Below are 22,917 nucleotides of genomic sequence, written 5' to 3'. Positions count from 1 at the left end.
GCCGCGGTCTCACAACGGAGGCAGGGGCCGTGACGGCTTGCGGCGTCGCTCACGCCGTGGCGCCGGCGGCGTGCCTCGCCCCTTGCCAGGCCCCTCCTGCCCGAAGGCCAGCGTTCCCTTCACCCGCTCGACACCGCCGGCCGTGACCACGCCGCCCGCGGCCTTCTCCAGCTGCTCGACCATGCGCGCGATGCGGTCGGCCACGTTCTCGTTGGACAGCTTCTCGCGGAACAGCTCGACCATCAGCGGAAACGAGAACGGCGTCGGCCGCGCGAGCGGCTTCAGCACCAGCGCCTGAGCGGCCATGCGCACGAGGCTCGCGCGCAGCCGGCCGATCTCCAGCTCCTGCGCCAGCAGCTCCTGCTCGGCCTGCTGCAGCAGCTTGTTGCCGGGGTCGTACTTGCGAAACACCTCCCAGAACAGCGAGGACGAGGCCTGCAGCTGCTTGCTGCTGCGCTTCTCGCCGGGGTAGCCCTGGAAGATCAGCCCCGACACCCGCGCAATCTCGCGAAAGCGCCGTTGCGCGAGCTCACCCGCATTGAGCGAGGCCAGCACCTCGTGCAGCAGCGCGGCGTGGGCTCCCTCCCCTTCCGGCAGGCGCAGCACCTGCGGCAACAGTGTGGGCCAGTCGACCGGCGTCGCGCTGAGCAGCTCGAAGCCGTAGTCGTTCACCGCGATGGAGAAGGTGCGCGCCTCGTGCTGCGCCACGCGCCACGCCAGCAGGCTCGCCAGGCCCAGGTGCACATGCCGCCCGGCGAACGGATACAGGAACAGGTGCGAGCCTTCGCGCGTCGTCAGCGTCTCGGCCAGCAGCGTCTGCGGCGTCGGCAGCGCCGACCACTGCTGCTGGATCTCGAGCAGCGGCCGCACGCACTGCAGTTCGGGCGACTCGTACTTGCCTTCGCCAGCCAGGGCGAGCTGCTGCACCACCGCATCGGCCAGCGTGGTCGACAGCGGCATGCGACCGCCGTTCCATCGCGGCACCACCGCGCACTTGCCGCTGGCGCGCCGCACCCAGGCCGTCATGTCGTGGATGCGCACCAGCTCGAGCAGCCGGCCGCCGAAGAGAAAGCAGTCGCCGGGCTTCATGCGCGCGACGAAGCTCTCTTCGACGCTGCCGATCTTCGCGCCCGCCAGGTACTGCACCGACATGCTCGCATCGCTCACGATGGTGCCGATGTTCATGCGATGGCGGCGCGCCAGGCGTGCATCGGGCACGCGCCAGACACCGTCGGCATCGGGCACGGCGCGCCTGTAGTCCGGATAGGCCGCGAGCGAAGCGCCGCCTTGCGCCACGAAGTCGAGGCACCATTGCCAGCTCTCGCGCGAGAGGTTTTCGTACGCCGCCGTGCCGCGCACTTCCCCGTACAGGTCGTCGGGCACGAAGCCGCCGCCCAGCGCCACCGTCACCAGGTGCTGCACCAGCACGTCCAGCGGCTGGTCGGGCGAATGGCGCGCCTCGATGTGCCCCGCCGCAATGGCCGTGCGCGCGGCCGAGCCCTCGACCATCTCGATGCTGTGCGTGGGCACGAGCGTGATGCGCGACGGCCGCCCCGGCGCATGGCCCGAACGGCCCGCACGCTGCAGCAGCCGCGCCACGCCCTTGGGCGAGCCGATCTGCAGCACGCGCTCCACCGGCAGAAAGTCCACGCCCAGGTCCAGGCTCGACGTGCAGACCACCGCCTTCAGCTCGCCGCTCTTCAGGCCCAGCTCTACCCACTCGCGCACCTCGCGGTCGAGCGAGCCGTGGTGCAGCGCGATGGTGCCGGCCCATTCGGGCTTCGCCTCCAGCAGGGCCTGGTACCAGATTTCCGACTGCGAGCGCGTGTTGGTGAAGACCAGCGTGGTCTTGCTGGTGGCAATTTCCTCGATCACCTGCGGCAGCATCGTCAGCCCGAGGTGGCCGCCCCACGGAAAGCGCTCGGCGCGGCCGGGCAGCAGCGAATCGATGACGAGCTTCTTGGGCACCTGGCCCTGCACGAGCACGCCGTCTTCATGACCCAGCAGGGCATGCATCGCCTCTTGCAGGTTGCCCAGCGTGGCCGACATGCCCCAGACCGCGAGGCCCGGGTTCCAGCGCCGCAGGCGCGCCAGCGCAAGCTGCACCTGCACGCCGCGCTTGTTGCCGAGCAGCTCGTGCCATTCGTCGACGACGGCCAGCTGCACCTGGCCGAGCACCTCGCGCGCGTCGGCGCGCGAGAGCAGCAGCGAGAGGCTCTCGGGCGTGGTGACGAGCACGGTGGGCAGGCGCTTGTTCTGCGCGCTGCGTTCGGCGGAAGAGGTGTCGCCGCTGCGGGCGCCCGCGCTCCAAGGATGCACGTCGGCGCCCAGCGCTTCGAGCGGTTGGTGCAGGGCACGCAAGGTGTCGGCGGCAAGGGCGCGCATTGGCGTGAGCCACAGCACGGTGAGCGGCATCGGTGTCGGCTTGAGGGCGCCCTGCTTGCGGGCCCTGGAGAACGCCAGCAAGGCGCCGAGCCACACCGCATAGGTCTTGCCCGCGCCGGTGGTGGCGTGCAGCAGGCCGGACTTGCCTTCGGCGATGGCCTTCCAGACCTCGCGCTGGAATTTGAAAGGCTTCCACTCGCGCGCGGCGAACCACGCATCGAGCGCCGCCTTGACCCTTGTCTTGCTCCTTCCCCCGCTGGGGGAAGGCTGGGATGGGGGCGAGCGGCCTTCATCGAGCTGCGGCTCACTACGGACACGCCGCTTGCCCCCACCCCTGCCCTCCCCCAGCGGGGGAGGGAGAAATTCGGGGCCACCCGGCTCCACTGTCTTGCTGGATTTGCTCCTTCCCCTCCCGGGGGAAGGCTGGGATGGGGGCTCTCGGCCTTCGACAGGCGGCTGGTCTTTGATACGCCGCTTGCCCCCACCCCTGCCCTCCCCCAGCGGGGGAGGGAGAAATTCGGGCTCCACCGGATCGTTCATGTCGGAAGCAACGCCGCCAGCGTCTGCAAGGTATCCGCCTCCGCCACCGGCTTGTCCTCCCGCCACCGCAGCATCCGCGGAAAGCGCACCGCGATCCCGCTCTTGTGCCGCGTGCTGCGCGCGATGCCCTCGAAACCCAGCTCGAAGACCAGCGTCGGCTTCACGCTCTTCACGGGCCCGAAGCTCTCCACCGTGGTCTTGCGGATGACCGCGTCGACGCGGCCCATCTCCGCGTCGGTCAGGCCCGAGTAGGCCTTGGCAAAGGGCACGAGCCTGCGGCCTTCCTGCCCGGGCGGGCCGTCCCACACCGCGAAGGTGTAGTCGCTGTAGAGGCTTGCGCGGCGGCCGTGGCCGCGCTTTGCGTAGATCAGCACGGCGTCGATGCTGAGCGGCTCGATCTTCCACTTCCACCACACGCCGACGTCCTTGGTGCGGCCCACGCCGTACTGCGCGTCGCGGCGCTTGAGCATCATCCCTTCCACACCCATGGTGCGCGCCGCTTCGCGCTGGCGTGCAAGGTCGTTCCAGTCGGCGCCCACGAGCATCGGGCTCGGCAGCAGCGAGGGGTGCTGCATGCGCGTGACCAGCTCGTCGAGTAGCGCGCGGCGCTCGGACTGCGGCAAGGTGCGCAGGTCGCGGCCTTCCCATTCGAGCAGGTCGTAGGCCAGCAGCACCACCGGAATCTCGCGCAGCAGCTTGGGGCCCAGCGTCTTGCGGCCGATGCGCCGCTGCAACTCGGCAAAGGGCTGGACCTTGCCTTCGCCTTCCGGCGAAGCTTCGTCCTTGCGCCACACGGCGATCTCGCCGTCGAGCACCGTGCCGTCTGGCAGGGCTTCGCCCAGCACGGCGAGTTCGGGAAAGCGCTCGGTCACCAGCTCCTCGCCGCGCGACCACACCCACACCACGCCGGCACGCTTGACCAGCTGCGCGCGAATGCCGTCCCACTTCCACTCGACGATCCAGTCGGCCGGCGGCCCGAGCACCGCGTCGAACTGCTCGACCGGCAGGTTGAAGGGATGCGCCAGGAAGAAGGGGTACGGCTGCCCGCTGGTCTTCTGCACCTGTTCTTCGCCCGACTCCGGCGCGACCAGCGCGCTGTAGTCGCCTGGCTGCGGCCGCGCGCCGATGTGCGTGTAGCCCATGAGGCGCTGCGCGACCCGCTTGGCGTCGATGCCGCCCACGGCCGCGAGCGCCTGCGTGACCTGCAGCTTCGACACGCCCACGCGGAAGGCGCCGGTGATGAGCTTGAAGTACACCAGCCGCTCTTCTGCCGCGAGTTGGCGCCACTGCGCGCGCAGGCGGTCGGCCAGTTGCTCGGGCGCCGTCTTCGCCGCTTCGCGCAAAGGCAGCAGGTGCTGCTCGACCCAGGTGGCAAGGCCGAGGTCGTGCGTCTCGCTGGGCGGCGGCAACAGCAGCGCGATGGTCTCGGCGAGGTCGCCCACGGCGTCGTAGCTTTCGTCGAACAGCCACTCCGGCAGGCCCGCGGATTCCTGAGCGAGCAGGCGCAGGAGCTTGGTGGGCACGAGCTGGCGCGGCTTGCCGCCGGCCAGAAAGTAGACCGCCCATGCGGCATCGGCCGCGTCGGCCTCGCGCAGATAGTGCTGCAGCGCAGCCTGCTTGGCGAGGTTCGACGTGCTCGCGTCGAGGTCACGGTAGAGCGCGGCAAAGGCCTTCATGTATTGGCTCCTTCCCCCTCTGGGGGAAGGCTGGGATGGGGGCTGTCGGCGCCTCCATCCGGCGCCGCCCCATCCTTCGCCTGTCCTCCCCCGGAAGGGGAGGGAGTTTCTTGATCATCCTCGTCGCCGTACTCGGTCTTGAAGCCGCGCGCGTCGAGCCCGTTCTCCGTGAGCCAGCGCACCATCACCTGCACGCTGCCATGCGTGACGAACACGCGTTCGGCGCCCGTGCCGGCAATGGCTTGCTGCAGGCCGGGCCAGTCCGCGTGGTCGGACATGACGAAGCCGCGGTCCACGCCGCGCCGCCGGCGCGTGCCGCGCAGCTGCATCCAGCCGCTGGCGAAGGCATCGGCGTAGTTGCCGAAACGCTTCATCCAGGGCGTGCCCTGCGCCGAAGGTGGCGCGAGCACCAGCGCGCGCTTGAGCATCGCGGCGTCCACGCCTTCGTCGCTCACGCGAAAGGTCGGCGGCAGGGCCACGCCGGCTGCGCGGTACACGGCATTGAGCGGCTCCACCGCGCCATGCACCACGATCGGCCCGATGCTCGCGTCCACCCCGTGCAGGATGCGCTGCGCCTTGCCGAAGGCGTAGCAGAACAGCACCGAGGCACGTCCGGCCTGCGCATTGGCGCGCCACCACGCGTCGATCTGCGCGAACAGCTCGGCCTGCGTGGGCCAGCGGTAGATCGGCAGCCCGAAGGTCGACTCGGTGATGAAGGTGTCGCAAGGCACCGGCTCGAAGGGCGTACAGGTGCCGTCGGGCTCGGTCTTGTAGTCGCCCGAGGCCACCCACACGCGCACGCCGTGTTCGAGCCGCACCTGCGCCGAGCCCAGCACATGGCCGGCCGGGTGCAGCGAGACGCGCACGCCGTGGTGCTCGATGGCCTCGCCGTAGGGCAAGGTCTGCAGGTTGATGTCCTGCCCGAGCCGCGTGCGCAGCGTGCCTTCGCTGTCGGTGTGGGCGAGGTAGTGCGCATGCCCGACGCGGGCGTGGTCCGAATGCGCGTGCGTGATGACCGCGCGCCCCACCGGGCGCCAGGGGTCGATGTAGAAATCGCCGGGCGGGCAGTACAGGCCTTCGGGCCGGGCGACGACGAGCTCTTCTTGCGGTGCGGGCATGGCACGCCATCCTAGGCGCAGCCCGGGTTTCGCGCCGCCGCGCTGCAGCCGCGATGCGCTGTGGTCCGGCGCCTACCTGGGGTACTTTTTCAGGGCTTCTTCGGCCGCCCGCTCATCATGTCGAGCACGTTCATCTTCATGCCGTTGGACATGACCATGTCGCCCGGCTTCTGGTCGGCCTTGCAGGGGCCGATCCATTTGGCCTCCATGACGCTGGTGCCTTCGGCGCGGCCCATCAGCGGCGGGTTGTAGCTCGACTTGCTCTCCATGCGGTAGGCCGAGCTGAAGTCGCCGCTCATCACCGCATGCGAGGTGGCGGTGGTGTTGCCGATCTTGCAGACCGAGTCCATCACCAGCTTGCCGCCGTCGGCGCGCAGCTCCTGCTTCGAACACATGTCCTTGCCCATGCCCTGGCCCATGTCGCGCAGTGCCTTGTCGCTGGCCGCGTCGATGCACTGCTGCATGCTGTGGCCGGCCGCACCGGGGCCCTGGGCATTGCCGGTGCCGTCGCCGGTCTGGATCTCCCACAGGCCGGGCTTGCGCGCCGGAAAGTCGAGCGCGAAGGCGGGGCATGCAACGGCGCTGATCGCCATGCAGGCGGCCACGGCAGACAAACGGATCTTCATGACGGCTCCCGCAGCGGTGAACGACGATGCAGGGGTTGTACCGCGCGCGCCGCCGCGGCGGAATAGCGCAATCGGCCTACGCCGGACGTGCGCGCACAGGTGCGGCGGCCGCGGCACGCTGCCGCGTCGCGACACCGAGCGCCACCCCCAGCACGAAGCCGCCGAGCACGTCGATCAGCACATGCTGGCGCACCGCCATCGTCGAATAGACGATGCCCGCGGCCCACGCCACGTTCACGACGCGAAGCCACGCCGGCGCGCCCACCTCCCGCAGCTGCCGCGCCAGCACCACGCAGGCGAACACGGAGAACGAGACGTGCAGCGAGGGAAAGGCGTTGCCGGCCGAATCCACCATCTTCAGGAACTGCAGCGAGGTGCCCGGCACGGTGTCGACCGCGAAGTTCGGAATGGCCGTGGGCATGAACCAGAACACGAGCAGCGCCAGCGCCGTCATCGACGCGCAGCCGAACGAGAAGCCCCACAGCTCTCGCTTGTCCTTGGCCAGCAGCACCGGCAATGCGATGTAGCCCCACAGCGAGAGGTAGACGGGCAGCAGCACCGGCGAGAACGCGATCAACCGGTCGAAGGCGGTGAGCGGCAGCACCCACGCCTGGCCCGCGTTCTTCATGATCCAGAAGTACAGCGGAAAGAAACCGATGGTGGCGACCAGGTTGCCGGCCAGCTTCAGCGGGAACAGCGTGGCGCAGCGCCGCCACAGGGCGGTGAGCCAGGTGGGTGTCGTCTGGGACGCGCTGCTGGACGTGTCGGGTGCGGAGGGTGTCATGGAAGCCGGTGCAGCGCACGGCGCGCTACCAGGGCGTCCACTTTAATTCGCTTTTCGCCGAGGCCACCGTGCGTTCGATGAAGCGCACGCCGCGCGCGCCGTCCTCCACGCGCGGGTAATCCGCCGCCAGCGGGTCGGCCACCTGCCCCGCGAGCCGGGCGCGAATGTCCGCCGCCACGCCCGCATACACATTCGCGAAGGCCTCGATGAAACCCTCCGGATGCCCCGCCGGCAGCCGGCTCGCGCGCTGCGCGGATTCGCACAGCCACGGCGCGCCGCGCGTCAGCACGCGCTGGGGCACGTCGTGCGGCAGGTGCACCAGCCGGCTCGGCTGCTCCTGGTGCCATTCGAGCGTGCCCAGCGTGCCCGACACGCGCAGGCGCAGGTCGTTCTCCAGGCCGGTGCTGATCTGCGAGGCGATGAGCACGCCGCGCGCGCCGCCCTGGAAGCGCAGCAGCAGGCTGCCGTCGTCGTCCAGCGTGCGGCCCGGCACCAGTGCGCTCAGGTCGGCGCACAGGCTTTCGATCTGCAGGCCGGTGACGGTGGCCACGAGGTTCTCGGCATGCGAGCCGATGTCGCCGATGGCGCCGGCCGCACCGCTGCGTGCGGGGTCGGTGCGCCAATCGGCCTGCTTGTTGGTGCCGCTCTCGACATGGCTTGCGAGCCAGCCCTGGTTGTATTCGACGACCACCTTGCGCACGTCGCCGATCTGGCCCGAGCGCACCATCTCGCGCGCCTGCCGCACCATCGGGTAGCCGGTGTAGTTGTAGGTGACGCCGAACACCGTGCCCTGCCTGGCCACGGTGGCGACCAGCGCATCGGCCTGTTCGCGCGTATGTACCAGCGGCTTGTCGCACACCACGTGGAAGCCCGCCTCGGCAAAGGCTTGCGCCACCGGAAAGTGCACGTGGTTGGGCGTGACGATCGACACGAAGTCGATGCGCTCGTGCGCCGGGCGCTTCAGCTCGTCGGCCAGCAGCGCCTGCCAGTCGCCGTGGTTGCGCGCGTCGGCCAGGCCCAGGTCGCGGCCCGAGGCGCGCGCCTTGTCCGGGCTGGACGACAGCGCCCCGGCGACCAGTTCGATCTGGCCGTCCAGCGCCATGGCCTTGCGGTGCACGGCGCCGATGAAGGCGTCGCGCCCGCCGCCGACCATGGCGTAGCGCAGTTGGCGAAGCGGTGTATCGCTCATCGATCTCCTCGTGTTTACTGAAACTGTTCCCTCTCCCCTCGGGGAGAGGGCTAGGGTGAGGGCTGCGGCTTTTGCAAGCGCACGGCCTGTGCCATCGCCGCGACCCTCACCCCAACCCTCTCCCCAGGGGGAGAGGGAGCAAGACGCCTCAGAACGGCGAGTTGGGGTGGTAGAAATCCTTGGCGTTTTCCTTCGTGATCAACACCGAAGGAATGATCGTCGTCGCCGGCAGCTTCTCGCCCTTCAGGCGCGCTTCGGCCGTGAGCTTGATCGCGTCGTAGATGAACTTGGGCGAGTAGCTCACGTCGGCGCCGATGCGCTTGTCCTTGCCGTCCATGATGGTCTTGACCATGTCCTTGGCGCCCGCGCCGCCAAACACGATCTTGATGTCGTCGCGCTTGGCCTGCGCAATCGCCTTGAGCACGCCCACGGCCATGTCGTCGTCGGCGGCCCAGATGGCGTCGATCTGCTTGAAGCGCGTGAGGTAGTCCTGCGTGACCTTGAAGGCGTCGTCGCGGTTCCAGTTGGCGTACTTGGCATCGAGCAGCTTGATGTCGGGGCTGCCCTTGAGCACCGCGTTGAAGGCGTCCATGCGTTCGTTGTCCAGCGTGGTCGCAATGCCGCGCAGCGCCACCACGTTGCCCTTGCCGCCCAGCGTCTTCACGATGTATTCGGCGGGGATCTTGCCGAAGGCGGTGTTGTCGCCGGCCACGTACGCATCCTGCGCACTGGTGTCCGTCAGGCCGCGGTCGACCACGGTGACGTAGGCGCCCTTGGCCTTGACCTGCGCGACAGGCTTGGTGAGCGCGGCCGATTCGAACGGGAACACGACCAGCGCGTTGATCTTGGTGACCGTCGACAGGTCTTGCAGCTGGTTGGCCTGCTCGGGCGCGTTGGCTGCGGTCTTGATCGTGATCTTCAGGTCCTTGTGTTCCTTCTCCAGGTCCTTCTTCGCCTGGTTGGCCCAGTAGTTGATGCCGCCCATGAAGCTGTGCGTGGCCGCGGGAATCGAAACGCCGAGGTTGACCTTTTCCGCGGCGAGCGCGGGCAGGCTGGCGAACGCTGCGGCGGCAACGGCCGTGAGCGCGATACGACGTGTGAAGCTTGTCATGCTGGATGTCTCCTTGTGGTTGATGGAACGGGAATGGAAAACTGGGTGAACAGCTTGTTCGTGGAACACCGCGGAACCGGCTTCGCCGGGCCGCTGGTGTTGCCCCCGGCAGGGGGTTGGCGAAGCGACACGAAGTGCGCAAAGACCGGGGGCGAGCTCATCTTCTTCCACGCTGCAGGAACGCGACGATGATGATCACGAAGCCCTGCACGGCAGCGTTGAGGTACACGCTGATGATGCTGGTGAGGTTCAGGATGTTGCTGATGACCGAGAGCAGGATCGCGCCCACCACCGTGCCGGTGATGCTGCCCGCGCCGCCCTTCAACGCGGTGCCGCCGACGATCACCGCGGCGATCGCTTCGAGCTCCCACAGCAGGCCGGTGGTCGGCGAGGCCGAGCCCAGGCGCGGCACGTACAGCAGCGTGGCAATGCCCACGCACACGCCCAGCAGCACGTAGGTCATGATCTTCACGCGGTCCACGTCCACGGCCGCATAGCGCGCCACCTGCTCGTTCGAGCCGATGGCCTGCACGTAGCGCCCGTAGGCCGTGCGGTTCAGGATCACGCCGCCGATGATCGCGACGATCACGAACACCCACACCGGCACCGGAATGCCCGCCAGGCTCGCGTAGTAGACGGGCGCGTACAGGTCCGACAGGTCGTTGTCGAGCGTGAGCGCGCCGCCGTCGGCGAAGTAGGTGAGGTAGGCGCGAAAGATGCCCAGCGTGCCCAGCGTCACGATGAAGGGCTCGATGCGGCCCTTGGTGATGAGCAGGCCGTGGGCCAGCCCGAACACCGCGCCGAGCACGATGGCCAGCACCGCGCCCATCACCACCGCCAGCAACGGCGAGCCCGATGCGGGCCCGGCCCAGTTGATGAACATGATCACGCTGCCCGCGATGAGCGCGGCCATCGAGCCCACCGACAGGTCGATGCCGCCCGAGATGATCACGAAGCACATGCCCACCGCGATGATGCCGATGAAGGCCGTGCGCGTGAGCACGTTCATCGCGTTGTCGACGGTGGCGAAGTCGCTGTTGAGCAGCGTGCCGGCGATGCACAGCAGCACCAGGCCGATGACCGGGCCGAGGCCGTGCAGGCGCTCGGTCCAGCGCGGCTTGGCGTCGCTGCGGTGAGCTGCGGCCTCAGGCTTGTGCTGCGGCGGGGGTGTCTGCTGTTCCGGTGGCATGAGCGATGAGCTCCTCTTCTGTGAGATGGTCCGCGTCCAGCGTGGCGACGAGCTTGCCCGCCCGCATCACCGCGACGCGGTGGCACAGGCCGATCAGCTCCATCAGCTCCGACGAGACGACGATCACCGCGAGCCCTTCGCGGGCGAGTCGCTGGATCAGGAAATAGATGTCGCGCTTGGCGCCCACGTCCACGCCCCGCGTGGGCTCGTCGAGCACCACCACCTTCGGCTGCGGCTGCAGCACCTTGGCGAGCGCGAGCTTCTGCTGGTTGCCGCCCGACAGCGACGAGGCCTTGACCTCGAGCGAGCCGGTGCGAATGCCGTAGTCCTTCACCGCCTCGGCCAGCGCGCCGCGTTCGGCCTCGGGCTGGAGCCAGGGCTGCGCGTAGCGTTCGAGCGCCATCAGCGTGAGGTTCTGGCGCAGGCCGAAGTCCACGTGCAGGCCCTTGCCCTTGCGGTCTTCGCTCAGGTACGTGAGGCCGTTCTTCGCGGCGTCGCGCGGGTTGCGCCAGCCCTTGCCGCCGGGCACGGGCTTGCCGAGCATCTCGACGCTGCCGCTCGCGGGGCGCAGGCCGAGCAGGCCTTCGAAGAGCTCGGTGCGGCCCGCGCCGACCAGGCCCGCGAAGCCGAGGATCTCGCCGGGGCGCACCTCGAAGCTCGCGTCCAGCGCCCAGCCGGGCACGTTGAAGTTGCGCACGCGCATGGCGGGCGCGTCGGCCGCCACGACCACGTCGCGCGGCGGGTAGAGGTCGGCCAGCTCGCGGCCCACCATCAGGTTGGCCATCTGATGGCGCGTGACGTCGGCGGTGGGTGCGCGCGCGACGAAGCGGCCGTCGCGCATCACGATGACCTCGTCGGTCACCTGCTCCACCTCGTCGAGCTTGTGCGAGATGTAGACGATGGTCACGCCGTCGGCGCGCAGCTGCGCGATGAGCTTGAACAGGCGCTCGGTTTCGCCGGGCGTGAGCGTGGCGGTGGGCTCGTCCATGATCAAGAGGCGCGCGCGGCGGGCGATGGCCTTGGCGATCTCCACGAGCTGCTTCTCGGCAACGATGAGCTTGCGGACCTTGGTGCGCGGATCGACCTGCAGGCCGACGGCGGCAAGCGCTGCGGCGGCATCGCGCTCCATCGATGCGTCGTCGAGCAACCAGCCTTTCTTCTTCTCGTGGCCGAGGAAGATGTTCTGCGCCACGCTCAGGTCTTCGGCGAGGTTGAACTCCTGGTGGATCAGCACGATGCCGAGTGCCTCGGCGTCGCGCGAGTTCGTGAACTGCTGCGGCTGGCCGTTGATGCGCAGCGCGCCGCCGGTGAGTTGCTCGTAGCCGGCCAGGATCTTCATCAACGTGGACTTGCCCGCGCCGTTCTCGCCGAGCAGGCCGTACACGCGACCGGGCGCCAGCGCGAAGCTCACGCCGTGCAGCACCTGCACGGGGCCGAAGGCCTTCACCACGCCGTCGAACTCGACAGCGACGCTGCCCTTGATTTCAGCGTTCATGGCGCCACTCCGCGGACCTTGAGGGTTTCATGCATCGCGAGCACGCCCGCGCCCACCAGTCCGCCCTGCATGCCCAGCGGCGTGTACTGGATCTCGAGATGCCGCGTGGAAAGCGCCAGCGAGCGCTGGTACACGCTCTGGCGCACGGCCGCGAGGAACAGCGGGCCGATGCGCGTGATGCCGCCGCCGATGAACACGTGCGACGGGTTGAAGAAGTTGACGACCGACGCGAGCATCTGCCCGATCAGGCTGCCGGCGCGCTGGATGATGCCGTTGGCCGCCGTGTCGCCGCCGCGGCTGGCCTGGCCCACGTCGATGGCGTCGATGCGGCCATGCACGCGCAGGCACTCGGCGAGCGCCGCGCTTTCGCCGGCCTCCGCTGCCTGTACGGCCATGCGCGTGATGGCGGGGCCTGCGGCCATTGCTTCGACGCAGCCGAGGTTGCCACAATGGCAACGCGGGCCTTCCTGGTCGACGCAGATGTGGCCGACGTCGCCGGCGGAACCGGCTGCACCGCGGTACACCTCGCCGTGGCAGACGATGCCGCAGCCGATGCCGGTGCCGATCTTGATGACGAGGAAGTTGTTCAGCGAGCGCTTGAGCCGCCACAGTTCGCCCAGCGCCATGAGGTTCACGTCGTTGTCGACGAAGACCGGCGCGGCGTAGTCTTCGCGCAGGTAGTCGCGGATCGAGAAGCCGTCCCAGGCCGGCATCAGCGGCGGGTTCACAAGCTGGCCGATCTCGAAGTTCACGGGGCCGGGCACGCCGATGCCGATGCCGAGCACGTCCTTGGCGCTGCAGCCGCAGCGTGCCAGCAGCTCACGCATCAGGATGCGCACGCGCGCCAGCACGACGGTCGGGCCTTGGCGCACGTCGGCGGATTCTTCGTGCTGGGCCAGCACCGTGAGGTCGGGGCGCAGCACGGCCACGTCGAGGCTGGTGGCACCGATGTCGATGCCCACGAGCACGCCGAGCCCCGAGTGGAGCTGGAGGTTTTCCGCGCGGCGCCCGCCCGAGGAACGTTGCAGGCCGGCTTCGGCGAGCAGGCCCTGGTCGACGAGACCGGCAATCAGGCCGTTGGCCTTGCTCTTGGAGAAGCCCAGCTGTTCGGCCATGGCATGGCGCGAGCCGCCGGCCGACCAGAAGGTCGTTTCCAGCAAGCGCATTTCATCGGTGGTGATGCCACTCCAACGTGCCACGTCTTGTCTCCGTGTTCTTTTCTTATCTTCGCGTCGAATACTAGGGGCAGGGCTTCAGCCAGACAAGGCTGAACTTCGACCATATTCAGATCGAAGATGGCTGCAATCGGCCGCGGAAAGGCCCAGACGCAAAAAAGCCGCCCGAGGGCGGCTTCTTCCGAGCAGAGAGAGGGGCTCCTGCTTACTTCTTCTGGCGGTACTTGCGCAGCGCCGCGATCTGGGCGGCCATCACGGCCAGTTCCGATTGCGCCATCGCGATGTCGATGTCGCTCTTCGCGTTCTTCAGGGCTTCTTCCGCCGCGGCCTTGGCCTGGTTGGCCTTCTCGTCGTCGAGGTCCTTGCCGCGGATCGCGGTGTCGGACAGCACGGTGACGGAATTGGGCTGCACTTCGAGAATGCCACCCGCCACGAAAACGAACTCTTCCTTGCCGTCAGCCGTTTCGATGCGCACCGCGCCGGGGCGGATGCGCGTGATCAGCGGGGTGTGACGCGGATAGATGCCGAGCTCACCGGCTTCACCGGGCAGCGCGACGAACCTGGCTTCGCCCGAGAAGATCGACTCTTCCGCGCTGACCACGTCGACGTGAATGGTGTTTGCCATCTGAGTTCCTATGTCGCCTTAGGCGATTTTCTTGGCTTTTTCGAACGCTTCGTCGATGCCGCCGACCATGTAGAACGCTTGTTCCGGCAGGTGGTCGGCTTCGCCGTTCACGATCATCTTGAAACCACGGATGGTTTCGGCCAGCGGCACGTACTTGCCAGGCGAGCCCGTGAACACTTCGGCCACGTGGAACGGCTGCGACAGGAAACGCTGGATCTTGCGAGCGCGGGCCACGGCCAGCTTGTCGTCAGGCGCCAGTTCGTCCATGCCCAGAATCGCGATGATGTCGCGCAGTTCCTTGTAGCGCTGCAGCGTGCCTTGCACGGCGCGGGCCACGTTGTAGTGCTCTTCGCCGACCACGTTCGGGTCGAGCTGGCGCGAGGTCGAGTCCAGCGGGTCCACGGCGGGGTAGATGCCCAGCGAGGCGATGTCACGCGACAGCACCACGGTGGAGTCCAAGTGGGCGAAGGTGGTGGCGGGCGACGGGTCGGTCAAGTCATCCGCAGGGACGTACACGGCCTGGATCGAGGTGATCGAGCCGACCTTGGTCGACGTGATCCGCTCTTGCAGGCGGCCCATTTCCTCGGCCAGCGTCGGCTGGTAGCCCACGGCAGAAGGCATGCGGCCCAGCAGTGCGGACACTTCGGTACCGGCCAGCGTGTAGCGGTAGATGTTGTCCACGAAGAACAGAACGTCACGGCCTTCGTCGCGGAACGACTCGGCGATGGTCAGGCCGGTCAGCGCCACGCGCAGACGGTTGCCCGGGGGTTCGTTCATCTGGCCGTAGACCATGGCGACCTTCGAGTCTTCGAGCTTCTCGAGGTTCACCACGCCGGAGTCGGCCATCTCGTGATAGAAGTCGTTGCCTTCGCGGGTACGTTCACCCACACCGGCGAACACCGACAGACCCGAGTGAGCCTTGGCGATGTTGTTGATGAGTTCCATCATGTTCACGGTCTTGCCCACGCCGGCGCCGCCGAACAGACCCACCTTGCCGCCCTTGGCGAACGGGCACACCAGGTCGATCACCTTGATGCCGGTTTCCAGCAGGTCTTGCGACGGCGACAGTTCGTCGTACGCGGGGGCCTTGCGGTGGATCGAGGCGGTGAGTTCCTGGCTGACCGGGCCGCGCTCGTCGATGGGCGAGCCCAGCACGTCCATGATGCGGCCCAGCGTGGCCTTGCCGACCGGCACCGTGATGGAGGCACCGGTGTTGGTCACGATCAGACCGCGGCGCAGGCCGTCGGACGAGCCCAGTGCAATCGTGCGCACGACGCCGTCGCCGAGCTGCTGCTGCACTTCGAGGGTCAGCGCGCTGCCTTCGAACTTCAGAGCGTCGTAAATCTTCGGCATCTGGTCGCGCGGGAACTCCACGTCGACCACGGCGCCGATACATTGGACAATTTTTCCTTCAGCCATGGCGTTTCCTTCTGGATCTCAATAATGTTGCGACAGGTTCTTGCAGAAGCGTCCTTGTGCCATCGCGGGCCGCTTTTGCAAGAATGCCGGACGGGCCGGCACCCTTGAATGGTTCAGATCGGCGACAGGGCGCGCAGAGCGCACCCGGTCAGCCGTGCAGATGCATCGCCTCGATCACACGCCCGCGGCAGCGGCCGCGCCGGACACGATTTCGGAGAGTTCCTTCGTGATGCCGGCCTGACGGGTCTTGTTGTAGACCAGCTTCAGCTCGCTGATCACATTACCCGCGTTGTCGGTCGCAGCCTTCATGGCCACCATGCGCGCCGAATGCTCGGACGCCATGTTCTCGGCCACGGCCTGGTACACCAGCGATTCCACGTAGCGCACCAGCAGCTCGTCGATCACGCTTTGCGCGTCGGGTTCGTAGATGTAGTCCCACGAATGATGTCCCGGGTCGGTCTGCAGCGTCTCGGCCTTCAGCGGCAGCAGTTGCTCCACCATCGGCTCTTGCTTGATGGTGTTGATGAACTTCGTGTAGCACAGGTACACAGCCGACAGCTTGCCTTCGGCGTAGGCGTCGAGCAGCGTCTTGACAGGTCCGATGAGCTTGTCGAGATGCGGCGTGTCGCCCAGCTGCGTCACATGGGCCACCACGCGGGCGCCGATGCGATTCAGGAAGCCCAGGCCCTTGCTGCCGATGGCAACCGACTCGACCACGTTGCCTGCAGACTGCGCTTCGCGCAGCTTGGTCGTGACAGCACGAAGCAGGTTGGTGTTCAAGCCGCCGCACAGGCCCTTGTCGCTGGTCACGATGATGAAACCGACGCCCTTGGCCTCGGTCGTCTTCATGAACGCGTGGGTGTACTCCGGATTCGCCTTGCCAAGGTTGGCCGCGATGTTGCGGATCTTTTCGCTGTAGGGGCGAGCGGCGCGCATGCGTTCCTGCGCCTTGCGCATCTTGGAAACCGAGACCATTTCCATGGCCTTGGTGATCTTCTTGGTGTTTTCCACCGATTTGATCTTGCCGCGGATTTCCTTACCAGCTGCCATGAGAGCTCCTTCTTGCGTCGATCAAGGCGTCGATCAGGCGAACGACTTCTTGAACGCGGTGACGGCGGCCGTCAATTCGGCTTCCGCTTCCTTGTCGAGCGCCTTGGACTTCTCGATCTTGTCGAGCAGCGGGGCGTAGCTGGACTTCAGGAATTGATGCAGGCCGTGTTCGAACGGCAGCACCTTCTTGATGTCGAGGTCGTCCATGAAACCCTTGTTCACGGCGAACAGCGTCGCGCCCATCAGCGAGATCGGCAGCGGGCTGTACTGGGACTGCTTGAGCAGTTCGGTCACGCGGGCACCGCGGTCGAGCTGCTTGCGGGTGGCTTCGTCCAGGTCGGAAGCGAACTGCGCGAACGCAGCCAGTTCACGGTACTGCGCCAGGTCGGTACGGATACCGCCGGACAGGCCCTTGATGATCTTCGTCTGAGCCGACGAACCCACGCGCGACACCGAGATACCGGCGTTGATGGCGGGGCGGATACCTGCGTTGAACAGGCTCGTTTCCAGGAAGATCTGGCCGTCGGTGATCGAGATCACGTTGGTCGGAACGAAAGCGGACACGTCGCCGGCTTGCGTTTCGATGATCGGCAGTGCGGTCAGCGAACCGGTCTTGCCCTTGACTTCACCCTTGGTGAAGGCTTCGACGTAGTCGGCGTTCACGCGGGCTGCGCGTTCGAGCAGGCGGCTGTGGAGATAGAACACGTCGCCGGGGTAGGCTTCGCGGCCTGGCGGGCGGCGCAGCAGCAGCGACACCTGGCGGTAGGCCACGGCTTGCTTGGACAGGTCGTCATAGACGATCAGCGCGTCTTCGCCGCGGTCGCGGAAGTACTCGCCCATCGTGCAGCCCGAGTAGGCCGACACGTACTGCATGGCGGCCGATTCCGAAGCGGAAGCGGCGACCACGATCGTGTAGTCCATGGCACCGGCTTGTTCCAGCGAGCGCACCACGTTCTTGATCGACGAAGCCTTCTGGCCAATGGCGACATAGATGCACGTCACGCCCTGGCCCTTCTGGGCAATGATCGCGTCGATGGCGACGGCCGTCTTGCCGGTCTGGCGGTCGCCGATGATCAGCTCGCGCTGGCCACGGCCGATCGGCACCATCGAGTCGATGGACTTCAGGCCGGTCTGCAGCGGCTGGTCGACGGACTTCCGTGCGATCACGCCCGGAGCGACCTTTTCGATCACGTCGGTGAGCTTGGCGTTGATGGGACCCTTGCCGTCGATCGGCTGGCCCAGTGCGTTCACCACGCGGCCGATGAGCTCGGGGCCCACCGGCACTTCCAGAATGCGGCCCGTGCACTTCACGGTGTCGCCTTCGGAGATGTGTTCGTATTCACCCAGAATCACGGCGCCGACCGAGTCGCGCTCGAGGTTCAGGGCCAGGCCGAACGACGGCGTGCCGTCGGCGCTCGGCGGGAACTCGAGCATTTCGCCCTGCATGGCGTCCGACAGGCCGTGCACGCGCACGATGCCGTCGGTCACCGACACCACGGTGCCTTCATTGCGGATGTTGGCGCTGACCCCGAGGCCCTCGATGCGGCTCTTGATCAGTTCGGAAATTTCTGCGGGATTGAGTTGCATGACTCTTTCCTTCTTTCTTTGTAAGGCGATGGAGACCGTCAGGCCGCCAGCGCAACTTTCATTTGTTCAAGGCGCGCTTTGACGGAGGTGTCGAGCACCTCGTCGCCGACCACCACACGAATGCCGCCGATCAGTTCCGGCTCTTGCTGGACCGTGACCTGCAACTTGCGGCCGAAACGCTTTTCGAGCGCGGCCGACACGGTGGCCAAGGCCGCCGCGTCGATCGGGAAGGCGCTGTAGACCACGGCGTCGGACGAACCGCTCTTCGCGTTGGCCAGTGCCCGGAACTGCTTCGCAATTTCCGGCAGCACCGAAAAACGCCCGTTCTCGAGGAGTGCGGACAGGAAGTTCTGGGCAGGAGCGGCCAGAGGTGCACCGAATGCACCAGTGACCACGCCGATCACCTGTTCGGCCGTGGCCTTGGGGTTGTCGGCGAACTGCTGGAGCTCCGGATTGGCCGCGATGGCGGCAATCTTTTCAAGCCAGGCGCTGGTTCCGGCGACGTCGGACGACGACGCCTTGAAGAGCGCATCGGCGTAGGGGCGTGCAATGGTGGCGAGTTCTGCCATGGCTTCTATCAGAGTTCGGTCTGCAGACGAGCGAGCAAATCGGCGTGGACGCCTGCATTCACTTCCTTGCGCAGAATCTGCTCTGCGCCCTTGACGGCCAGTGCGGCAACCTGCTCGCGCAGTGCTTCACGGGCCTTCAGTGCCTGCTGGTCGGCTTCGACGCGGGCGGCTGCAACGATCTTGTTGCCTTCCTCGGTCGCGCGGGCCTTGGCCTCTTCAACGATGGCCTGGGCGCGACGTTCGGCGTCGGCAAGACGTTGTGCGGACTCGTTGCGTGCCTGGCCCAGTTCGGCTTCCACGCGCTTGTTGGCGGCGGACAACTCGGACTTGGCCTTGTCGGCGGCAGCGAGGCCTTCGGCGATCTTCGCAGCGCGGTCGTCCAGCGCTTTCGCGATCGGCGGCCACACAAACTTCATCGTGAACCCGACCAAGATCAGGAACACGATCATCTGAACGATCAGGGTACCGGTAATGCTCACTTTTTACCCTCTCTTTGGGATTGAATGCGAAGCCATTCCGCAGTGGGGAACGACGACACGGGTCCGAGGAGAAAGACTTACTTCGGCAGGTTGGCGATCTGAGCCAGGAACGGGTTGGCCGTTGCGAACCACAGAGCGATACCGGTGCCGATAATGAAAGCGGCGTCGATCAGACCAGCCAGCAGGAACATCTTGGTTTGAAGTTCGCCCATGAGTTCAGGCTGACGTGCGGCCGACTCGAGGTACTTGCTGCCCATGATGCCGATGCCGATACATGCGCCCACAGCGCCCAGACCGATGATCAGGCCGGCGGCCAGTGCAACAAAGCTAATAACTTCCATGATGACTCCTAGAGGACTTTGGTTGAAGAGAAAACAAAAAACAGAAACGAAAACGGATGATCAGTGGTGATCGTGGGCCTGGCCGATGTAGACCAGCGTCAACATCATGAACACGAAGGCTTGCAGCGTGATGATCAGGATGTGGAAGATGGCCCAGGCCGTACCCGCAACGATGTGGCCGATGGCCAGGCCGATGCCGGTCGCCGACATGGACCAGGCACCGCCCATCAGGGCAATCAGCAGGAAGATCAGTTCACCGGCGTACATGTTGCCGAACAACCGCATGCCGTGCGAGACCGTCTTGGCGACGAACTCGATCATCTGCATGGCGAAGTTGAAGGGGTACAGCGCCCAGTGGTTGCCGAAGGGTGCGGTGAACAGCTCGTGGATCCAGCCGCCGGCGCCCTTGATCTTGATGTTGTAGTAGATGCAGATCAGCAGCACGGCCACGGACATGCCCATGGTCACCGAGAGGTCGGCGGTGGGCACGACGCGCAGGTAGGCGTGGTGCGGGTCTTCGCCGGCAATGTGGAAGATCTTGGCCCAGATCGCCGGGAACAAATCGACCGGGAACAGGTCCATTGCATTCAGCAGGAAGATCCAAACGAAGATCGTGAGCGCCAGCGGAGCGACGAACTTGCGGCTCGTGGCGTTGTGAACGATGCCCTTGGCCTGCTGGTCGACCATTTCGACGAGCAGTTCGACAGCCGCTTGAAAACGACCAGGAACACCCGAAGTGGCCTTGCGGGCAGCCAGCCAGAGCAGCCAGCAACCCAGCACGCCGAGCACGATCGAGAAGAAAAGAGAGTCGAAATTGAAAACAGTCAGGTCCGCAACACCTCCAGGCTTGGAGCTTTGCAGGTGCGTCAAGTGGTGAACGATGTATTCACCCGCGGTCTGACCATGTTCCGCAGCGTTTTCAGCAGCCATTCCGTTACTCGTCTCTCTGTTTCCGGCGCCGGGGCGAGAACATCACCGCCAACCAGGCCGCCTTCATTGTCACCACCAGGCCGACCAGCATTGCTGGCCAGCTCAGCGCCGTAATCAGCCTTGGCGCAGCGATCAGCATCGCCACCGACAAGGCCATCTTGACCATTTCCCACAGGAAGAATCCGAACACAGCCGTGCCCGGATTCAAGGAAGAAAACCGACCGGTCAGCCCGCGTGCGAAAACCGCCGATGGAACAACCACCGCGATCGCACCGTAAGCGGCGGACCAACCCAGATTTTGCCTCCCCGTCAGTCCCCAGATGGCCAAAGCCACCACCAGACCGACAACCAACTGACCCGCGACCACCCGCCATGGGGAGATCGAAGGGTTCTTTGCACGCAGCTCACGCGCCTCATCGGCGGTCAGCGGCTTGAATTCTGCGTCGAGGTCTTCAGCGACCTCCGAGTCTTGTCGGGCGATTGTTTTCATTTCGAATGAAGCCCGGATGACGACCCAGAATCTACAAAGCCATTGATTATAAGTAAAAACCCAAGCGCTCCCGCCATCCGGCGTGTCTCGCATGCAAATCGGTGTCGGATTCCCTGACGCGAACCCGACGCGGCACGGCCAACCATAATTCCGGCATGCACCCTATCACCGACGCCCTGCCCGCCACGCTTTGTTACCTCGATGGCGAATACACCGCCCTGCGCGACGCGAAGATCAGCGTACTCGACCGCGGCTTCATCTTCGGCGACGGCATCTACGAATACGTGCCCGTCTACTTCGGCCAGCCCTTCTGCTTCGAGGAGCACATGGCACGCCTGGCCCGTTCGCTCACCGAGCTGCAGATCGACAACCCGCACTCGCTCGACCAGTGGCGCGACATCGTCATGCGCCTGGTCGCGCCGGGTGGCGACGCACCGCAGTCCGTGTACTTTCAGGTGACGCGCGGCGTGGCGCCGCGCGACCATGCGATGGTGCGCGGCCTGCGCCCCACGGTGTTCGTCATGGTGAACCCGCTGCCGCCCATCTCCGAGGCCGTGCGCGCCAAGGGCGTGGCCTGCGTCACCGCGGCCGACTTCCGCTGGCAGAAGGCCCACATCAAGAGCACCAGCCTGCTGGGCGCCGTGCTCGCGCGGCAGATCAGCGTCGAAGCCGGCGCCACCGAAACCATCATGTTCCGCGACGAATGGCTCAGCGAAGCCTCGTCGAGCAACGTGTGGATCGTGAAGGACGGCCAGCTGATGGGCCCACCCAAGGACAACCTGGTGCTCACCGGCATCCGCTACGGCCTGTTCGAGCGCCTGTGCCAGGAGCGCGGCATTCCGTTCGCGCTGCGCCGCATCTCGCGCGACGAGGTGTTCGGCGCCGACGAGCTGATCATTTCCTCGGCCAGCAAGGAACTGCTGCCCGTGGTCACGCTCGACGGCCAGGCTATTGGCAACGGCCGACCCGGCCCCATTTACGACAGCTTGTACAAGGCCTACCAGGAGGCCAAGGTACGCAACGCACAGAAGCACGGAGCCCCGGCATGACCGACAACGACACGACCCCCATCGAGACCCCCGCGATCCCCGATCCGCGCAAGGAATCGCTGATCGAGTATCCCTCGCAGTTCCCCATCAAGGTGATGGGCGTGAAGGCCGACGGCTACGTGCACGCGATCACGCAGATCGCCGAGCAGTTCGACCCGACCTTCGACGCCACCACCGTCGAGCTGCGCGACAGCAAGGGCGGCAACTACCTGGGCGTGACCATCACCGTCACGGCCACCAGCCGCGAACAGCTCGACGACCTGTACCGCGCACTGTCCGCGCACCCGCTGGTCAAGGTCGTGCTTTGAGCCTGCGCCGGCGGTTCGCTGCGGCGGCACTGTGTGCCAGCGGCCTCCTGGCCGCCCGCAAGGCGAAGGCCCTGCCATGACCGACACCACCGCTGTCCCCCCCGCCATCGAACGGCATCCGCTGGGCCGCGTCGGCTACGCAGACACCTTCGCGGCCATGAAGCAATTCACGCTGGAGCGCACGCCGGACACGCCCGATGCGCTATGGATTTGCGAGCATGCCCCGGTCTTCACCCAAGGCGTGGCGGGCAGGCAGGACCACATCCTGAACCCCGGCGACATCCCGGTCGTGCAGACCGACCGCGGCGGCCAAGTCACCTTCCACGGCCCCGGCCAGGTGGTGGTGTACCCGTTGATCGACCTGCGCCGGGCGGGGTATTTCGTGAAGGAGTACGTCTACCGCATCGAGGAATCGGTGCTGCGCACGCTGGCCCATTTCGGCGTGACCGGCCACCGCGTGCCCAGTGCGCCGGGCATCTACGTGCGCCTGGACGACCCGTTCTCCCATGCGGCGCTGACCGGCCCGCTGCCCGCCGGCGACCCCTTCCGCGGCCTGGGCAAGATCGCCGCGCTGGGCATCAAGGTGAGCCGCCACGCGACCTACCACGGCGTGGCGCTGAACGTCGCCATGGACCTCGAACCCTTCTCGCGCATCAACCCTTGCGGCTATGCGGGGCTGCAAACGGTCGACCTTTCTACAATCGGCATCCAAACCACATGGGAAGAAGCTGCCCGGGTCCTGAGCCAAAAACTCACCACCTACCTGGCGCCCTAGCAATCCA

22 protein-coding genes are annotated in these 22,917 nt (G+C 66.5%); 3 read left to right on the top strand and 19 right to left on the bottom strand.

Translation table 11 applies throughout. The features are described 5' to 3' along the window. Positions 1-9 precede the first annotated feature (9 nt). From ACSFBM_RS28555 to ACSFBM_RS28465, 19 genes are all read right to left on the bottom strand, one after another. Positions 10-2,769, bottom strand: coding sequence for a ligase-associated DNA damage response DEXH box helicase (locus ACSFBM_RS28555; protein WP_435487404.1), 2,760 nt, complete (start codon positions 2,767-2,769; stop codon positions 10-12). A 152-nt stretch (positions 2,770-2,921) separates the two neighbouring features. Further along, entirely contained in the window at positions 2,922-4,601 is a 1,680-nt protein-coding gene (locus tag ACSFBM_RS28550) for an ATP-dependent DNA ligase (protein WP_435487403.1), read from the bottom strand. After that, complete coding sequence (locus tag ACSFBM_RS28545) at positions 4,598-5,719, bottom strand: ligase-associated DNA damage response exonuclease (RefSeq protein ID WP_435487402.1); 1,122 nt, start codon at positions 5,717-5,719, stop codon at positions 4,598-4,600. Before ACSFBM_RS28545 ends, ACSFBM_RS28550 begins: the two co-directional genes overlap by 4 nt. A gap of 89 nt (positions 5,720-5,808) precedes the next feature. Beyond that, complete coding sequence (locus ACSFBM_RS28540; RefSeq protein WP_435487401.1) at positions 5,809-6,345, bottom strand: DUF3617 domain-containing protein; 537 nt, start codon at positions 6,343-6,345, stop codon at positions 5,809-5,811. 76 nt (positions 6,346-6,421) lie between these two features. Continuing rightward, positions 6,422-7,129 carry a phosphatase PAP2 family protein gene (locus ACSFBM_RS28535; RefSeq protein ID WP_435487400.1) on the bottom strand — a complete coding sequence of 236 codons (708 nt, stop codon included), beginning with the start codon at positions 7,127-7,129 and terminating at the stop codon, positions 6,422-6,424. Positions 7,130-7,154: 25 nt separating this feature from the next. Continuing rightward, positions 7,155-8,318, bottom strand: a complete 1,164-nt coding sequence (locus ACSFBM_RS28530; RefSeq protein ID WP_435487399.1) for a Gfo/Idh/MocA family protein — start codon at positions 8,316-8,318, stop codon at positions 7,155-7,157. 148 nt (positions 8,319-8,466) lie between these two features. Then, complete coding sequence (locus tag ACSFBM_RS28525) at positions 8,467-9,429, bottom strand: substrate-binding domain-containing protein (RefSeq protein WP_435441131.1); 963 nt, start codon at positions 9,427-9,429, stop codon at positions 8,467-8,469. Between the two features lie 157 nt (positions 9,430-9,586). Continuing rightward, positions 9,587-10,618 carry an ABC transporter permease gene (locus ACSFBM_RS28520; protein ID WP_435487398.1) on the bottom strand — a complete coding sequence of 344 codons (1,032 nt, stop codon included), beginning with the start codon at positions 10,616-10,618 and terminating at the stop codon, positions 9,587-9,589. Next, complete coding sequence (locus ACSFBM_RS28515; RefSeq protein ID WP_435487397.1) at positions 10,575-12,113, bottom strand: sugar ABC transporter ATP-binding protein; 1,539 nt, start codon at positions 12,111-12,113, stop codon at positions 10,575-10,577. The genes ACSFBM_RS28520 and ACSFBM_RS28515 overlap by 44 nt, the downstream gene beginning before the upstream one ends. Further along, positions 12,110-13,279: an ROK family protein gene (locus ACSFBM_RS28510; protein WP_435487489.1), complete on the bottom strand. Its 1,170-nt coding sequence runs from the start codon at positions 13,277-13,279 to the stop codon at positions 12,110-12,112. Before ACSFBM_RS28510 ends, ACSFBM_RS28515 begins: the two co-directional genes overlap by 4 nt. Positions 13,280-13,493: 214 nt before the next feature. Further along, entirely contained in the window at positions 13,494-13,913 is a 420-nt protein-coding gene (locus tag ACSFBM_RS28505; RefSeq protein ID WP_409171974.1) for a F0F1 ATP synthase subunit epsilon, read from the bottom strand. Between the two features lie 18 nt (positions 13,914-13,931). After that, complete coding sequence (atpD, locus tag ACSFBM_RS28500) at positions 13,932-15,332, bottom strand: F0F1 ATP synthase subunit beta (protein WP_435441134.1); 1,401 nt, start codon at positions 15,330-15,332, stop codon at positions 13,932-13,934. A 174-nt stretch (positions 15,333-15,506) separates the two neighbouring features. Beyond that, complete coding sequence (gene atpG / locus ACSFBM_RS28495; protein WP_435441135.1) at positions 15,507-16,382, bottom strand: F0F1 ATP synthase subunit gamma; 876 nt, start codon at positions 16,380-16,382, stop codon at positions 15,507-15,509. A 33-nt stretch (positions 16,383-16,415) separates the two neighbouring features. Beyond that, positions 16,416-17,969, bottom strand: a complete 1,554-nt coding sequence (gene atpA / locus ACSFBM_RS28490) for a F0F1 ATP synthase subunit alpha (RefSeq protein ID WP_435441136.1) — start codon at positions 17,967-17,969, stop codon at positions 16,416-16,418. A gap of 38 nt (positions 17,970-18,007) precedes the next feature. Then, the gene (locus tag ACSFBM_RS28485) at positions 18,008-18,538 is read right to left on the bottom strand and encodes a F0F1 ATP synthase subunit delta (protein ID WP_435487396.1); all 531 of its coding nucleotides are present in this window, start codon (positions 18,536-18,538) and stop codon (positions 18,008-18,010) included. A gap of 8 nt (positions 18,539-18,546) precedes the next feature. Next, entirely contained in the window at positions 18,547-19,017 is a 471-nt protein-coding gene (locus tag ACSFBM_RS28480) for a F0F1 ATP synthase subunit B (protein ID WP_007830193.1), read from the bottom strand. Positions 19,018-19,094: 77 nt separating this feature from the next. Then, positions 19,095-19,358: a F0F1 ATP synthase subunit C gene (gene atpE, locus ACSFBM_RS28475; RefSeq protein WP_007830191.1), complete on the bottom strand. Its 264-nt coding sequence runs from the start codon at positions 19,356-19,358 to the stop codon at positions 19,095-19,097. A 60-nt stretch (positions 19,359-19,418) separates the two neighbouring features. Further along, positions 19,419-20,288 (bottom strand): F0F1 ATP synthase subunit A, encoded by an 870-nt coding sequence (gene atpB, locus ACSFBM_RS28470; RefSeq protein ID WP_435441138.1) that lies wholly within the window; start codon positions 20,286-20,288, stop codon positions 19,419-19,421. A gap of 4 nt (positions 20,289-20,292) precedes the next feature. Further along, positions 20,293-20,778: an ATP synthase subunit I gene (locus tag ACSFBM_RS28465; RefSeq protein WP_435441139.1), complete on the bottom strand. Its 486-nt coding sequence runs from the start codon at positions 20,776-20,778 to the stop codon at positions 20,293-20,295. Positions 20,779-20,933: 155 nt separating this feature from the next. Between ACSFBM_RS28465 and ACSFBM_RS28460 the strand changes: the two genes are divergently transcribed. From ACSFBM_RS28460 to lipB, 3 genes are all read left to right on the top strand, one after another. After that, positions 20,934-21,827: a D-amino acid aminotransferase gene (locus ACSFBM_RS28460; RefSeq protein WP_435487395.1), complete on the top strand. Its 894-nt coding sequence runs from the start codon at positions 20,934-20,936 to the stop codon at positions 21,825-21,827. Beyond that, entirely contained in the window at positions 21,824-22,135 is a 312-nt protein-coding gene (locus ACSFBM_RS28455) for a YbeD family protein (RefSeq protein ID WP_435441141.1), read from the top strand. Before ACSFBM_RS28460 ends, ACSFBM_RS28455 begins: the two co-directional genes overlap by 4 nt. A gap of 76 nt (positions 22,136-22,211) precedes the next feature. Further along, positions 22,212-22,910: a lipoyl(octanoyl) transferase LipB gene (lipB, locus tag ACSFBM_RS28450; RefSeq protein WP_435487394.1), complete on the top strand. Its 699-nt coding sequence runs from the start codon at positions 22,212-22,214 to the stop codon at positions 22,908-22,910. The last annotated feature ends 7 nt before the right edge of the window (positions 22,911-22,917 follow it).

Origin of the sequence: Variovorax pasteuri (assembly GCF_051216435.1) — a bacterium.
Classification (GTDB): domain Bacteria; phylum Pseudomonadota; class Gammaproteobacteria; order Burkholderiales; family Burkholderiaceae_C; genus Variovorax.
The sequence above is the reverse complement of the archived record's forward strand: the minus strand, read 5'-3'. Positions and strand labels throughout refer to the sequence as shown.